The organism is Anaerostipes sp. PC18, from assembly GCF_039789045.1.
GTDB lineage: Bacteria > Bacillota > Clostridia > Lachnospirales > Lachnospiraceae > Anaerostipes > Anaerostipes hominis.
In genome coordinates this window covers 1,925,064-1,940,234 of sequence record NZ_CP121164.1, presented here as the reverse complement: position 1 = coordinate 1,940,234, position 15,171 = coordinate 1,925,064, and the positions used below count along the sequence as shown (strand labels likewise).

The window sequence follows — 15,171 nt, the reverse complement described above, 5'->3', positions numbered from 1 at the left end:
GTTTGCAATGGATATGACAGAATATAAGGATATCGTGGTTTATATTGAGACTGCGGACAAAAGTCCGGTCAAGGTCGGATTGGAAATGCTCTCTCCTGCCAGAAAAATCGCTGAAAAAAAGGGCGGGAAGGTCAGAGCAGTCCTGATCGGAGACGGGATTCGAACAGCCGCCCAAAAAGCTGCCGAATCCGGCGCCGACGAAGTGATCTTGATCGAAAGTCCTGAGTATGAAATATTTCATCTGGACCGCTTTGCCAATGTGATGGAATCAGTGATAAAAGAGGTGAAACCCTATGCGGTTTTCGTGGGAGGAACTCAGGACGGCAAAGACCTTGCCCCGAAGCTTGCCGCCAGATTAAAGACCGGTTGTGCCTCTGATGTCATGGATGTAAAGACGGAGGATGGAAAGACAGTCTATACCTGCCCTCTTTATGGAGGAACCGTACTTCAGGACGTGGTTATGGAAACATCTGTGCCCCAGATTGCAGTGCTGCGTTCCGGAGCTTTTAAAAAGTCAGAGGAAACTGTAAAAGGTACGATCACAGAGAAAAATATTCCGGCCGCAGATGAAAATATCCGGCTGAAGATAAAGGATGTGGTCAAAGAAATTTCCGAGACAGTCAATCTCGAAGATGCCCAAGTCATCGTCTCAGGCGGAAGGGGAATGGGCAGCAGGGAAAACTTTGAACTTGTAAAACAACTGGCAGATCTTCTGGGCGGAGTGGTTGGAGCCACAAGGCCCGCTATCGAAGACGGATGGATCTCCAGGGTCCACCAGGTAGGGCAGTCAGGAAAAATCGTAGCGCCGAAGCTTTATATTGCCTGCGGTATTTCCGGTGCGACACAGCATGTTTCCGGAATCATGAATTCCGATTATATAGTAGCGATCAACAAAGATGAAGATGCGCCTATTTTTGAAGTAGCCAACATCGGCATCGTAGGAAATGCAATAAACGTGCTTCCGGTTATGATCGAAGAGATCAAAAAGAAAAAGGAAGCAGAATAAATCAGCGTGTTTCTATGCTTAATGCATATTGACCATCTTAATGCACCTTCTGTTCCGGAGTAATCCGAAACAGAAGGTAATCCTCTTTTGCGAAAAAAACGGCGAAAAAGCCGGAAATAATAGAAATTCCCTTGATTTGATGAAACCTGGACGGTATAATTTTCTCCAAACGGTTTCATAGAAAGAGGGATAGAGATGCAGCAGACAAAAGCTTACGAAAAAGTGATTGAACATATTAAGAAACAGATCATCAACCATGATCTGACGATCGGTGAAAAATTACCTCCTGAGAGAGAAATATCAGAGCAGCTGGGCGTCAGCAGAAATTCTGTGCGTGAGGCGATCCATATGCTGGAGATGATGGGGTTTATCTCAAGTCAGCAGGGAGCGGGAAATTATGTTTCCTGTAATTTTGAAAAAAACCTTGTAGAATCAATGTCCATGATGTTTATTCTGCATAAACTTGACTATGGTTCCATCACACAGCTCCGCTTTGCGCTGGAAATGCAGGCCTTTGTGCTGGCAGTGGACAACATCAGCAAAGAGGAGATCCAGAAGATTGGCGAGTATATACTGAATCTGGACCGGGGCAAAACTGAGGAAGAATGCGTGATCTGGGATAAGAAGATTCATTATGCGATAGCAAAGGCTTCCCACAATGTTCTGATTATAGATATTTTACAGGCATTATCCGATGTGCTGGATACTTATATCACAGACATGCGGAGAGAGATATTTAAGGATGACAACAAAGAAAAGCTGCAGCAGGCACATAAAGAAATTGCAAAATGCATGATTGAAAAAGACCTGGAAGGCGGAAGAAAGGCGATTGAGGATCACTTTGATATTATCAACAGCACGCTGGAGCGCATGAAAACGAGATAAAGTTGTGCATTATGACGAAAAAGTCATAAGATATAAAAAAATGCTGGACGGATAGTACAAAAAAAGTTATAATAAAGATAAATTGGTAGGGCCAATATAGAGAACAGAGAACCTGGAAATGAAGAACCATTTCCAATTATTTTTCAAACGATTGGTAGGACCAATCGAAGAGCAGGAGGAAAAGCAGATATGAATATTTTAGTTTGTATCAAACAGGTGCCGGAGTCCAATAAGGTAGAGGTTGATCCAAAAACGGGAGTCCTGAAAAGAAACGGGGCAGCGTCCAAGATGAATCCCTATGATCTCTACGCATTGGAGACAGCCATGAGATTAAAGGAAGAACTGGGAGGGGAGGTCAGTGTGATCACCATGGGGCCTCCTCAGGCGGCCCAGGTGATAAGGGAAGCCTATGCGATGGGAGCAGATCACGGAACTTTGATTTCCGACCGGAGATTCGGGGGAGCCGATGTGCTGGCCACAAGCTATACCCTGGCCCAGGGGATCAAAAAGATGGGAGACTTTGACCTGATTCTGTGCGGGAAACAGACCACAGACGGGGATACAGCCCAGGTTGGACCGGAGATCTCGGAATGGCTTGGTATCCCGAGTGTATCAAATGTAAGAAAAATCACCGAGGCAGACGGACAGAATATTACAGTTGAGATGGATATGCCGGACGACATTGAGATCACAAGGATTGCCTATCCTTGTCTTCTGGCAGTGGATAAAGACATTTTCCAGCCGAGACTTCCTTCTTACGTGAGAAAAACCGAGAAAGCAGATACGGAAATCACTATGCTCAGTCTGGATGACATGGATGACAGAGATGAGACCCATTACGGACTGAACGGTTCACCCACACAGGTTCAGAAGATTTTCCCTCCGGAAACTAACCACCACAGGGAACTCTGGAACGAGGAGAGCAGTATCCTTTCAGAAAAACTCTTTCAAAAAGTGAAAGAACTGAAATTTGTATAGGAGGAATTACATATGGCAAAGTTAGAAATTAATCAGGAAAAAATAACGGATCTCAGTGAACTGATTAAAATTTGTCCGTTTGGGGCGATGGAAGAAAAAGACGGAAAACTGGAGATCAATTCGGCCTGTAAGATGTGCAGACTGTGTGTGAAGAAAGGACCGGAAGGAGCCGTCACTTATGTGGAGGACCAGAAGGCAGAAGAGATTGATAAATCCTTATGGAACGGAATCGTAGTGTATGTTGACCATGTGGACGGCAAGATACACCCGGTGACTTATGAACTGATCGGAAAGGCAAAAGAACTGGCCAAAAAGATTTCTCATCCTGTGTATGCCCTGTTCATCGGAAGCGATATTAAAGAAAAGAGCAGGGAACTGCTGCATTATGGAGTTGATCAGGTATTTTTATATGACGACCCGGAACTGAGCCGTTTTAAAATAGAACCGTATACGGCAGTCTTTGAAGACTTTATACAAAAACAGCATCCATCCGCTATCTTAGTAGGTGCAACAACTGTCGGAAGACAGCTGGCCCCAAGAGTAGCAGCCAGAATGAAGACAGGGCTTACGGCGGACTGTACGATCCTTGAGATGAATGAAAACACAGATCTGTCCCAGATACGGCCTGCCTTCGGCGGAAATATTATGGCACATATCACAACACCCAATCACCGTCCGCAGATGGCAACCGTCCGCTATAAAGTGATGAATGCTCCGGAACGGATGGAGGAAGAACAGGGTGAAATTGTAGAATGTTCGATTGAAAAGGATAAACTTAAGACAAATGTTGAAGTTCTTGATATTGTTCTGAAAGAGAAGGAAAAGTTCATTGAATCTGCCGATGTCCTCGTAGTGGCGGGACGCGGTGTCAAAAAAGAAGAGGATCTCCTGATGCTGGAAGAATTGGCAGACCTTCTCGGCGGGCAGTTGGCATGTACAAGGCCAGTGGCAGAGAACGGCTGGCTGGATGCAAAACGGCAGGTGGGCTTAAGCGGCCGTACTGTCCGCCCGAAACTGATCATCACCTGCGGGGTGTCCGGTGCCATTCAGTTTGTTGCCGGCATGGATCATTCAGACCAGATCATTGCCATCAATAAGGATGAGAAAGCTTCTATCTTCAAGGTAGCCCATTACGGTCTGGTGGGGGATTTATATGAGGTCATTCCTCAGTTCATTGAAAAAATCAAAGAGAGTCAGGGGGCATAGCTATGGGATATAAAAGATTAGATGAAAAAGATCTTATGTACATAAAGCAGGTAATCGGTGATGACGAACGTATTTTATACGGAGAAAATATAAATGAGGAATACAGCCATGACGAGCTGAGCGGTACCCAGAGTTATCCTGACGTTGTAGTAAAGGCAGCAAATGCAGAAGAGATTTCAAAGATCATGTCCTACGCATATGAACACACGATTCCGGTCACTCCAAGGGGAGCGGGCACAGGGCTTGTGGGATCTTCTGTGGCAATGGAACACGGGATTATGATGGATACCAGTCTGATGAATCAGATCCTTGAACTGGACGAAGAAAATCTGACGGTAACCGTGGAGCCTGGAGTGCTCCTGATGGAGCTGTCAGCATTTGTAGAGGATCATGACTTTTTCTACCCGCCGGACCCGGGGGAGAAATCTGCAACTATCGGAGGAAATATCAGTACAAATGCCGGAGGCATGCGGGCAGTAAAATATGGGGTTACAAGAGATTATGTCCGTGGACTGGAAGTGGTTCTGCCCAACGGAAAGATTGTAGAGTTCGGAGGGAAAATCGTGAAGAACAGTTCCGGTTATGCGATGAAGGATCTGATGGTAGGGTCCGAGGGAACACTGGGAATTATTACGAAGGCGGTTCTTAAACTGCTTCCGCTTCCGAAAAAAGCGATCAGTCTTCTGATACCGTTTGAAAATCTTAACTCGGCGATACAGACGGTGCCGGAGATCATCAAGTCCAAAGCGATTCCTACGGCAATCGAATTCATGCAGAGAGAGGTTATTGAGGATGCCGAAGAATATTTGGGCAAAAAGTTCCCGGACCATCAGGCAGACGCATACCTTCTTCTGAAATTCGATGGAAATTCGGCCGAGGAGATCGAAGCGGACTACGATAAGGTCGCAAAACTCTGTTTAAGTCAGGGCGCACTGGATGTGCTGATCTCCGATACAGAAGAGCGGGACGAATCCATCTGGAAAGCCAGAGGTGCATTTCTGGAAGCGATCAAAGGATCTACCACCTATATGGACGAGGTGGATGTGGTCGTTCCAAGAAATAAGATCAGTGAGATGGTTGAGTATATGCACAATCTTCACAGCGAAGTGGACATCAGGATCAAGAGCTTTGGCCACGCGGGGGACGGAAATCTCCATGCTTATATTTTGAAGGACGATCTGACAGAGGAACAATGGCAGGAGCGGATGACGCTGGCAATGGAAAAAATATACCGGAAAGCGAATGAACTAAACGGTCAGGTGTCCGGGGAACACGGCATAGGATATGCCAAGAAGCCATATCTTAATGAGTCTTTAGAAGAAGAAACCATGAATATCATGAGGGGAATCAAAGCAGCCTTTGACCCGAAAAATATCCTGAACCCTCACAAAGTATGCCAGCTTTAAATTTCATATATACTGTTTCATAAAAAACCGGCGGAGAACATGTTTCCGCCGGTTTTTTATGGTATTAATCCTGTTTTACGAGAATCTGTTCGATCTCTGCCACATAGAGAGTATGGTAGTCTTTATCCGCATACCACTGAGCATCCAGTGCTTTTGCGTCTCCTATAAATCCTTCCGGGTCCATCGGCTGGCTGTACAGCTTTCTGCAGATCAGAACGATTTTTGCTTCCTCAAAGTAAGGGATGCCGTTGGCATCTGTCGGTGTAAGTCTTGTTTTTGCAATTTTATCTTCGGTCCGTCCGGACACACTTCCGAGATAAGTCAGGTCCTTCTTAAATGCTTCATCATAAAATGACAGCGAGAAAGTTTCAGAGTTATCGATAAATTCTTTCGTATAGCGCTGCGGACGGATCACAGATACTGCCACGTCCTTGCCCCACATGACTCCGAATCCACCCCATGATGCGGTCATCGTATTGATCTTGCCTTCTTCATTTTTGGCGGTTACCAGCATCCAGTCCTTCCCTATGAGACGGAAGGCACTCTGGTCAAAATCTTCTGGTGCAACAATTGCATATTCACTCATGTTACTTGCCTCCTTTTTTGTGTAATTACCATTATAATGCAAAAATGATGTAATGTCTATAAAACCTGCAAGTTTCATTGAAATCCTGCCATCCCTTATGCTATAATGACAGACAGGTTTAATATATGTAAGGAGGAAGCAGCATGGCAGAGTCAATGGCCGGGCTATCACGGAGCCACCGGTGTACAGAAGTGGGCCGTGAAAATATCGGCGAGAAAGTAACCGTCATGGGATGGGTACAGAAGAGAAGAAATTTAGGAAGTCTTATATTTGTAGATTTAAGAGACCGTTCAGGATTATTGCAGCTGGTCTTTGATGAAGATACATTGTCAAGTGAAGATTATGAAAAAGCCAATTCCCTGAGAAATGAATATGTGATCGCGGCGGCAGGGGAAGTACAAAAACGAAGCGCCGCTGTCAATGAGAATTTAAAGACAGGGGATATCGAGATCAAGGTGACAGACTTAAGAATCCTGTCGGAGTCAAAAACACCGCCATTTCCTGTCGACGCGGAACAGACCGTAAAAGACGAGCTGCGGCTCAAATACCGCTACCTGGATTTAAGAAGGCCGAACCTTCAAAAGAATCTCCTCGTGAGGAGTCAGGTGACCAAAGCGGCAAGAGACTTTTTAGCAGAAGAAGGATTTTTGGAGATCGAGACACCGATTCTTGGAAAAAGCACACCGGAGGGGGCCAGGGATTATCTCGTGCCGAGCCGTGTGCATCCGGGCAGCTTTTACGGACTTCCCCAGTCACCGCAGCTTTTTAAGCAGCTTTTGATGTGTTCAGGGGTAGACCGCTACTACCAGATTGCAAAGTGTTTCAGAGATGAGGATTTAAGGGCGGACCGTCAGCCGGAGTTTACACAGATCGATATGGAGCTCTCTTTCGTCGATGTAGATGACGTGATCGATGTCAACGAGCGTCTGTTAAAGAGAGTGTTTAAAGAAGTGCTGGACGTGGATGTGCAGATTCCGATGAAGCGTCTCACTTACCAGGAAGCCATGGACCGGTTCGGTTCCGACAAGCCGGATACAAGGTTTGGCATGGAACTCATTAACGTATCGGAAACAGTGAAAGATTGTGATTTTATGGTCTTTAAAGGAGCTTTGGAAAATGGAGGCTCCGTGCGCGGACTGAACGCAGAAGGACTGGGAGATCTGGGACGCAAGAAGATCGATGCTTTTGTAGATTCCGCCAAAGAGTTCGGTGCAAGGGGACTCGCCTATATCCAGCTGAAGCAGGATGGAAGCGTAAAATCTTCTTTTGCCAAGTTCATGAAAGAGGAAGAGATGACGGCGCTGATCGATGCGATGCAGGGGAAACCTGGAGATCTGCTTCTGTTTGCGGCCGACAAAGACTCTGTCGTCTATGATGTCCTCGGAAACCTTCGTCTGGAGATCGGCAGAAAATATGAAATGATCGATGAATCCTTATATAATTTCTTATGGGTGACAGAATTCCCTCTTCTGGAATGGAACGAAGAACAGAACCGCTATACGGCGATGCATCATCCATTTACTATGCCAATGGAAGAGGATTTAAAGTACATTGAAACAGATCCCGGAAGAGTCAGGGCAAAGGCCTATGATATCGTTTTAAACGGCACAGAACTCGGAGGGGGGTCCGTGAGGATTCACCGCGATGATATTCAGAAAGCCATGTTTAAGGCTCTTGGATTCAGCGATGAGGATGCCAATGAAAGATTCGGATTCCTCCTGGAGGCTTTCCAGTACGGAGTACCGCCTCATGCAGGCCTTGCTTACGGCCTGGACCGTCTTGTCATGTGGATGACAGGGGAGGACAGTATCCGTGATGTCATTGCATTCCCGAAAATAAAGGACGCCTCCTGCCTGATGACACAGGCACCGGGAGGGGTGGACACAGAGCAGCTGGATGAGCTTGGAATAGATTTGAAAGAAAACGATACGAACGAGGAATAAGGAGAAGCAGATTATGGAGAAAATGTTATTTAGCGGCGTGTTATCAAACACAGATGTTGCACAGGTGGCGATCAAAGGTCTGAAGCATGAACCGGGGATCGCGGCGAAACTGTTTACCGCCATCGCGGACAAAGGGATCAATGTAGAACTGATCCTGCAGTCCATCGGGAGAAAAGACAGCAAAGACATTTCCTTTGTTGTGAAAAAATCTGATGCGGATGCCGCGGTGGAGACCTTAAAAGAAACCTTTCAGGAAGGCTCTTATAAAGAAATTGTTTCTGACAAAAACGTGGGTATTGTATCCATTGTGGGGGCAGGAATGATGTCAAACTCAGGGGCGGCATCTAAAATGTTTGAAGCTCTTTATAACAAAGGCGTAAATATCCATATGATCTATACTTCTGAGATCAAGATCACAGTCCTGATCAGAGAAAGCCGTGTGGAAACAGCAGTGGAAGCACTGAAAGAACAATTCCAAGACTAACATCATCAATATATAACAGGAGGACACCAAGATGTTCGATTTTAGCGAAGTTAAGAATTATGATCCTGAAGTTGCCGAGGCAATGCAGGACGAGTTATCCAGACAGAGAAACAATCTGGAACTAATTGCCTCTGAGAACTTAGTTTCAAAGGCAGTCATGGCAGCCATGGGCAGCCACCTGACCAACAAATATGCGGAAGGATATCCCGGAAAGAGATATTACGGCGGCTGTGAGTTCGTGGATGTAGTGGAGAATCTGGCAAGAGAACGTGCAAAAGAACTGTTCGGATGTGAATATGTCAATGTTCAGCCACACTCAGGTGCACAGGCGAATATGGCAGTATTTTTTGCGGTCTTAAATCCAGGGGATACTTATATGGGAATGAGTCTGGACCACGGCGGTCATTTATCCCACGGAAGCCCGGTCAACATGTCAGGGAAATATTACAACTGCGTGCCTTACGGCGTCAATGACGAGGGATTCCTCGACTATGATGAAGTGCTCCGCATAGCGAAGGAGTGCAGCCCGAAGCTGATCATTGCAGGAGCGAGCGCTTATGCGAGATCCATTGACTTTAAGAAGTTCCGTGAGATTGCAGATGAAGTCGGAGCCGTTCTTATGGTGGACATGGCACATATCGCAGGCCTTGTGGCGGCAGGCGTACATCAGAGTCCGATTCCATATGCCCATGTGACGACAACAACCACCCATAAGACTCTGAGAGGTCCCCGCGGCGGTATGATCATGTGCAGCAATGAGATTAATGAAAAATACAACTTTAACAAAGCTATCTTCCCTGGCATTCAAGGTGGCCCGCTGATGCATGTGATTGCCGGAAAAGCCGTGTGCTTCAAAGAAGCGCTGTCCGATGATTTTAAAGAGTATGGAAAACAGGTGGTGAAGAATGCAAAAGCATTGGCAAAAGCTCTCATTGAAGAGGGATTTGATATTGTATCCGGCGGTACAGACAACCATTTGATGCTGGTGGATCTTAAAAAATATGATCTGACCGGAAAAGAAGCAGAAAAAGTTTTGGATTCCATTCACATCACCTGTAATAAAAATACAGTGCCGAATGATCCGAAATCTCCGTTCGTTACATCAGGACTCCGTCTCGGAACACCTGCAGTGACAACCAGAGGATTAACAGAAGAGGATATGGCGGTGATCGCCAAGGCAATCCGGCTTACACTTTTAGACCAGAAGCTTGAAGAAGCAAAACAGCTTGTAAAAGAATTGACAGCAAAATATCCTTTATATGAGTAATCTGAAAAAAGCTTAAAACGGAAGAAAGTACAGCCGGGTCATCGGGCTGTACTTTTTTGTCATAAATTAATTACTTTCTGCAGAAGAGAGGAATTCATAAAATGGAGGAAGAAAAAGCCAGAAAGCAGATCAGGGAAGAACAGATGAGACGGATTGAAAATGATTAATGACAGCCAAGGTCATTCCGCAGGAGGTGAATATTAAAAAACGTTTGCGGAAGCAATGAAAAAGAATCTGGAGAAAGATGATCTGCTGGTCAGAATCGGAGGGGATGAATTGAGCTTAAAAGGGATTGTATTTGATTTTAACGGAACGATGTATATTGATGGGGACAAACAGGAAGCTGCGTGGTTTGAATTTTTTCAGAGACATGCAAATGGGAAGTATACGGTCGAACAGCTTCACAAAATGATCCACGGGATCAATGGAGGAGAATTTTTGAAAATGGCTCTAAATCCTGATCTCACAGAACAGGAGATTTATGACCTGACAGAGGAAAAGGAAGATATTTACAGGGAAATGTGTCTGAATGATTCGAAGGGGATAAATTTTACAGAAGGCCTTCCGGAATTTCTCACCAAGCTTAAAGAACATGCGGTGCCTTTTGCTATAGCCACGGCATCAGCCATTGGGAATGTGAGATTTTATATGAAGCATATGCACCTTACCCATTGGATTCCGGCAGAACATATTGTTTATGACGACGGAACCTTCAAGGGCAAGCCTGAGCCGGATATTTACCTGATGGCCATGGAGAGAATCGGCCTCAGTCCCGAAAAATGCGTCGTCTTTGAGGATGCAGATGCGGGGATTGAAGCTGCCAGAAGGGCAGGGGCAGGAAAGATTATAGCCATTGGGCCGAAAAAAGAGCATGAAAGGCTTCTTGGACTCCCGGGAGTCACGGCTGTCATCGAGGATTTCAGAGAAGTCGGACTGGAGCTGTTGGAAACAGTCTGACAGAGAAAAGCAAAAACAGGTGTTCGAAAATTTGCTTCTTCCGGAACACCTGTTTTTGCTTTAATAACCCAGATCTTCTCCAACTAAGATGACCTTGATCCGGTCTTTCTGGCCGCATCTTCTGGTGATGAGCAGATGAGAACAGATAGAGGAATTGCCGTAACATTCTCCGCAGTGTCCTGTGATGGAACACGGAGTTTTCAGTCCCAGACGGATCGTGTTCGGACAGGAAGCCTTGCTCCTCGTCCTGTGTATGCCTTCTTCCACGGTGCTTACCACTTTGTTCATTCCGACGACCAGGATCACCTGTCTTGGCCCGTAGCTTAAACAACCTACACGGTTGCCGGAGCCGTCGATATTAATCAGTTCCCCTTCCAGTGTGATGGCATTCGTACTCATAATATAGGTGTCGGCGAGGACCGCCTTTGCATAAATCTGCCTCTGTTCCTCATAATTCTTTGCCGCTGACCGGTCCACAGCTTCATACTGTCCGGAATTCTTTACGGCATCTATAAGGCCGATCTCTGCCGCACTCATGGAACCGCCCCATGAAACAACAGAGCCTTTTTCCATGTAGGACAACGCTTTTTTTAAGGCTTCTTCCTTCGTAGCACAGTAAACTCCTGTAAAGTTTCTCTTTTCCATGTTCTTGATGATCGTAGCTGCAGTCACCTGATTTGCTTTTTCCATACTCATATCAAACACACTCCTTTGTTCATTTTATCTCTGGATATTATTGTATCACATGAGACCTAAATATGATATAATAGCAAAAGAAAAAAATGAAAGCAGGATTACGTTTGAAGTCATTATTTATTACAGAAAAACCAAGCGTGGCGAGAGAATTTGCCAATGCGCTGGACCTGAAACCGTCCGGCAGGGACGGATATCTGGAGAGTGAGAAAGCCGTGATTACATGGTGTGTAGGACATCTCGTCACCATGTCATATCCGGATAAGTATGATCCCAAGCTGAAGCGGTGGGATTTAGAAACACTTCCGTTTCTGCCGGAAGATTATAAGTATGAGATTATTCCGGGAGTAAAGAAACAGTACGATATTGTATGTTCACTTCTGAACCGGGAAGATATCGATACGATCTATGTATGCACCGACTCGGGACGGGAAGGAGAATATATCTACCGGCTGGTGGACCAGGAAGCCCATGTGACCGGAAAACAGAAAAAGAGAGTCTGGATCGATTCCCAGACGAAAGAAGAGGTGCTCAGAGGGGTCCGGGGGGCCAAAGACCTGAGCGAGTATGATAATTTAGCTTCCGCCGCTTACTTGCGGGCTAAGGAAGACTATCTGATGGGGATTAACTTTTCCAGAGTGCTGACCTTAAAGTATGGCTGGACCCTTGGAAACTTTATGAAGCAAAAGCGGAGCGTCGTTGTGGCTGTGGGCAGGGTCATGACCTGTGTCCTTGGCATGATTGTCAAAAGAGAACGGGAGATCAGGAGTTTTGTTCCTACCCCTTTTTTTAAAGTGCTCTCTCACATTACACCACAGGGTGTAAAGATTGAGTCCGAATGGAAAGCGGTAAAGGGCTCCAGATATTTTGAGTCAAAGAAATTATACAAAGACAACGGGTTTTTGAAAAAAGAGGATGCAGAGGCCTTTATAAAAGAAATTGAAGAAGCCTCCGGCATGGAGACGATTGTGGAAGCTTCTGCAAAGCGTCAGGAGAAAAAGAATCCGCCGCTTTTATACAATCTGGCGGAGCTTCAGAACCAGTGCTCCAAGATGTTTAAGTTAAGTCCTGATGAGACGCTGAAGATTGTTCAGGAATTATATGAAAAAAAGCTGGTCACTTATCCGAGGACCGATGCGAGAGTTCTGTCCGTCGCTGTTTCAAAGGAGATCAGCAAAAACCTGTCTGGATTAAAAAATTACGGAATACTCTCGGAAACAGCTGCGGAGATTTTAGATAAAAAGTCCTATACCGGACTTGCAAAAACCAGGTATGTGGATGACAAAAAGATCACGGACCACTATGCCATCATCCCAACCGGACAGGCGCTGAATAACCTAAAAAGTGTTTCGCAGACCGGGCAGAAGGTGTATGAAGTAATCGTCCGGCGGTTTTTATGTATTTTTCTGCCTCCGGCGGTATATTCTAAGATAAAGCTGGTGACAAGAACGGCGGGAGAAACCTTTACGGCAAATTTCAAATTGCTTGTAGATCCCGGATATCTTTTAGTGGCCGGGGGAAAAGAGGTCAAAAAGCAAGATTCTGTATCCAAGGAGCAGATAGATGCCATACTCTCCCTGAAAAAGGGAATGAAGCTTCAGATTAAAAAACATTTAATCAAGGATGGTACTACAACACCTCCAAAACGTTATAATTCCGGTTCTTTGATCTTGGCCATGGAAAATGCGGGGCAGCTCATCGAAGACGAAGATTTAAGGGCTCAGATCAGGGGAAGCGGGATCGGAACAAGTGCAACACGGGCCGAGATTGTCAAAAAACTGCTCAACAATCAATACATAGCGCTGAATAAAAAGACCCAGACTGTAACGCCGACACTGATGGGTGAGATGATCTTTGACGTAGTCAGAGGCTCCATCCATTCTCTTCTGAATCCGGAGCTTACCGCAAGCTGGGAGAAAGGGCTTACTTATGTGGCAGAAGGCACAGTAAGTGAAGAAGAGTATATGAAGAAGCTGAATCATTTTGTTGCAAAGCATACCGATGCGGTCAAAAGGACGAATCATCAGTATGTACTGCGCAGAATGTTTGACGAGACTGCAAAATATTATGTGAATAAGAAAGGGAAAGGTGAATGAGTATGAAACAGCTGACAAATCAGGAATTATTTAAAGATATGGACCAGACGACCGCAAAAGAATTATTTGAAAAGACTACATATCCATGGGAAGTGCTGGCGCTGATCGGCGATTTTATTTTAAAGACAGGCCCGGAACTTTCCGCGGAAGAGTTTGACCGGATCGGCGACGATGTCTGGATCGCAAAATCTGCTGTGATCGCAAGGACTGCGGAGATCAATGGGCCGGCCATCATCGGGGCCGGCACTGAGGTAAGGCCGGGAGCCTTTATCCGCGGTAATGCCCTGATCGGGGAGAACTGTGTGATCGGGAACTCCACAGAGATAAAAAATGATATATTGTTTAATAACGTGCAGGTTCCCCATTATAATTACGTGGGAGATTCTATTTTGGGATATAAATCCCACATGGGTGCGGGGTCGATCACATCCAATGTAAAATCCGACAAGACCAATGTAGTGATCAAGTGCGGGGACCGGAAAATCGAAACCGGAAGAAAGAAAATAGGGGCAATCTTGGGAGACCATGTGGAAGTAGGCTGCGGCACTGTCTTAAATCCCGGGTCTGTTGTCGGAGCGAACACGAATATTTATCCGCTTTCCATGGTAAGAGGCTATATTGAGGAAAACAGTATTTATAAAAAAGCAGGGGAGATCGCCAAAAAACACTAAGACAAAGAAAGGATTTCACAGCATGAGAAAAAGAATGATGACGCTGACGCTTTTCATCTGCGTTTCTTTTGCGCTTTCCGGCTGCGGAAAAGCTTCCAAACAGGAAATCATCGAATCAGAATACTACCAGAAATTACAGGACCAAAACAAAAAGCTCAGTCAGGACCTGAAGAAATCAAGAGCAAGGGAAGATTCGCTGGACAAAAAAATTAAAGAAATACACGAATATACCGGTGACCAGAAGCTGGCTTCCTACAAAAAGGAAGTGGCAGGGAGCACCATTTCCAAGACAGATTTTGTCCGTATTCAAAAGGGAAAGGTGTACAAAAGTTTTGCCGTCACAAACGAGCCGGTTTGTAAGTTTGTGAAAAATATTGTCCAGAATTCTTATCGGATCATAGGGCTGACGGTCACTGATCTGCGGGAAAAATATCATGGCAATATTTACTCTTATGCACTGATTGATGAGGATAATACTACGTATGAATTTAAGGTTTATGGGAACAGCTATATTGTATTTGACCAGATTCCTGAAAATGTATATTGCTTCAACAATGCAAGCGTCATTGGGGATGGGCTGATCGACGCGGTCAATGTCAAACATTATCCTTCCTATCTGGAAAGGCTTGCAGATGCGTCTCTGATCATCACAGATCAGAAGCTGAAATTTAACGAAACAGCTGTTCAGGTGTCTGATCTTCTGCAGAATGCCAAGGCAGATAAGAAAAAGCATGATACTGCGAAGTGGACCGAGTACCGCTTTTATACTCAGGGGACACTGACCAGTCTTTCGATATCTGAAGAGGGAACGTCTTTTTGCATCACGGATAAAAAAGGCAGCCAAAAGTTTTATACAGCCAGTGAAAAATCACTGTCCAAGATTAAAAAATTGTTAAAGTAAATAGTTTTTATGAGGGTAACATAAATAACAAAGAAGGGGATATAAAGGTATCATAAAATGTACGCCATAAGGAGCAAAAATATATGGGGATC

Annotated in this window: 14 protein-coding genes; 12 read left to right on the top strand and 2 right to left on the bottom strand. The window is 45.2% G+C overall.

The annotated features are described in order from the left end of the window. Nucleotides 1–7: 7 nt before the first annotated feature. The 5 genes from P8F77_RS10585 (at nucleotide 8) to P8F77_RS10565 (ending at nucleotide 5,481) form a co-directional block, all read left to right on the top strand. Complete coding sequence (locus tag P8F77_RS10585) at nucleotides 8–1,006, top strand: electron transfer flavoprotein subunit alpha/FixB family protein (RefSeq protein ID WP_095143005.1); 999 nt, start codon at nucleotides 8–10, stop codon at nucleotides 1,004–1,006. A 195-nt stretch (nucleotides 1,007–1,201) separates the two neighbouring features. Then, on the top strand, nucleotides 1,202–1,891 hold the full coding sequence (locus P8F77_RS10580; RefSeq protein ID WP_006566834.1) for a FadR/GntR family transcriptional regulator: 690 nt from the start codon (nucleotides 1,202–1,204) through the stop codon (nucleotides 1,889–1,891). A 189-nt stretch (nucleotides 1,892–2,080) separates the two neighbouring features. Then, nucleotides 2,081–2,869, top strand: coding sequence for an electron transfer flavoprotein subunit beta/FixA family protein (locus tag P8F77_RS10575; RefSeq protein WP_024727287.1), 789 nt, complete (start codon nucleotides 2,081–2,083; stop codon nucleotides 2,867–2,869). 12 nt (nucleotides 2,870–2,881) lie between these two features. Then, nucleotides 2,882–4,075 carry an FAD-binding protein gene (locus P8F77_RS10570; RefSeq protein WP_024727288.1) on the top strand — a complete coding sequence of 398 codons (1,194 nt, stop codon included), beginning with the start codon at nucleotides 2,882–2,884 and terminating at the stop codon, nucleotides 4,073–4,075. A gap of 2 nt (nucleotides 4,076–4,077) precedes the next feature. Then, the gene (locus P8F77_RS10565; RefSeq protein ID WP_024727289.1) at nucleotides 4,078–5,481 is read left to right on the top strand and encodes an FAD-linked oxidase C-terminal domain-containing protein; all 1,404 of its coding nucleotides are present in this window, start codon (nucleotides 4,078–4,080) and stop codon (nucleotides 5,479–5,481) included. A gap of 64 nt (nucleotides 5,482–5,545) precedes the next feature. On the opposite strand, the gene P8F77_RS10560 is transcribed toward P8F77_RS10565, so the two are convergent. Then, the gene (locus P8F77_RS10560) at nucleotides 5,546–6,067 is read right to left on the bottom strand and encodes a flavin reductase family protein (protein WP_024727290.1); all 522 of its coding nucleotides are present in this window, start codon (nucleotides 6,065–6,067) and stop codon (nucleotides 5,546–5,548) included. 143 nt (nucleotides 6,068–6,210) lie between these two features. On the opposite strand from P8F77_RS10560, the gene aspS reads away from it, so the two are divergent. From aspS to P8F77_RS10540, 4 genes are all read left to right on the top strand, one after another. Continuing rightward, nucleotides 6,211–8,010 carry an aspartate--tRNA ligase gene (aspS, locus tag P8F77_RS10555; protein ID WP_024727291.1) on the top strand — a complete coding sequence of 600 codons (1,800 nt, stop codon included), beginning with the start codon at nucleotides 6,211–6,213 and terminating at the stop codon, nucleotides 8,008–8,010. Between the two features lie 13 nt (nucleotides 8,011–8,023). Beyond that, nucleotides 8,024–8,494 (top strand): ACT domain-containing protein, encoded by a 471-nt coding sequence (locus P8F77_RS10550; RefSeq protein WP_006566840.1) that lies wholly within the window; start codon nucleotides 8,024–8,026, stop codon nucleotides 8,492–8,494. Nucleotides 8,495–8,525: 31 nt separating this feature from the next. Then, nucleotides 8,526–9,761: a serine hydroxymethyltransferase gene (gene glyA / locus P8F77_RS10545; protein ID WP_024727292.1), complete on the top strand. Its 1,236-nt coding sequence runs from the start codon at nucleotides 8,526–8,528 to the stop codon at nucleotides 9,759–9,761. Between the two features lie 222 nt (nucleotides 9,762–9,983). Beyond that, complete coding sequence (locus P8F77_RS10540; RefSeq protein ID WP_287519741.1) at nucleotides 9,984–10,718, top strand: HAD family phosphatase; 735 nt, start codon at nucleotides 9,984–9,986, stop codon at nucleotides 10,716–10,718. Between the two features lie 60 nt (nucleotides 10,719–10,778). On the opposite strand, the gene P8F77_RS10535 is transcribed toward P8F77_RS10540, so the two are convergent. Continuing rightward, nucleotides 10,779–11,414, bottom strand: a complete 636-nt coding sequence (locus P8F77_RS10535; RefSeq protein ID WP_287519739.1) for a lactate utilization protein — start codon at nucleotides 11,412–11,414, stop codon at nucleotides 10,779–10,781. An 86-nt stretch (nucleotides 11,415–11,500) separates the two neighbouring features. On the opposite strand from P8F77_RS10535, the gene P8F77_RS10530 reads away from it, so the two are divergent. Genes P8F77_RS10530 through P8F77_RS10520 form a run of 3 tightly spaced genes read left to right on the top strand, consistent with a single transcriptional unit; the run spans nucleotide 11,501 to nucleotide 15,079 of the window. Beyond that, nucleotides 11,501–13,507 carry a DNA topoisomerase gene (locus P8F77_RS10530; RefSeq protein WP_287519737.1) on the top strand — a complete coding sequence of 669 codons (2,007 nt, stop codon included), beginning with the start codon at nucleotides 11,501–11,503 and terminating at the stop codon, nucleotides 13,505–13,507. A gap of 2 nt (nucleotides 13,508–13,509) precedes the next feature. Next, nucleotides 13,510–14,178, top strand: coding sequence for a UDP-N-acetylglucosamine pyrophosphorylase (locus tag P8F77_RS10525; protein ID WP_095143004.1), 669 nt, complete (start codon nucleotides 13,510–13,512; stop codon nucleotides 14,176–14,178). Nucleotides 14,179–14,200: 22 nt separating this feature from the next. Continuing rightward, nucleotides 14,201–15,079, top strand: coding sequence for a hypothetical protein (locus P8F77_RS10520; protein WP_024727296.1), 879 nt, complete (start codon nucleotides 14,201–14,203; stop codon nucleotides 15,077–15,079). The last annotated feature ends 92 nt before the right edge of the window (nucleotides 15,080–15,171 follow it).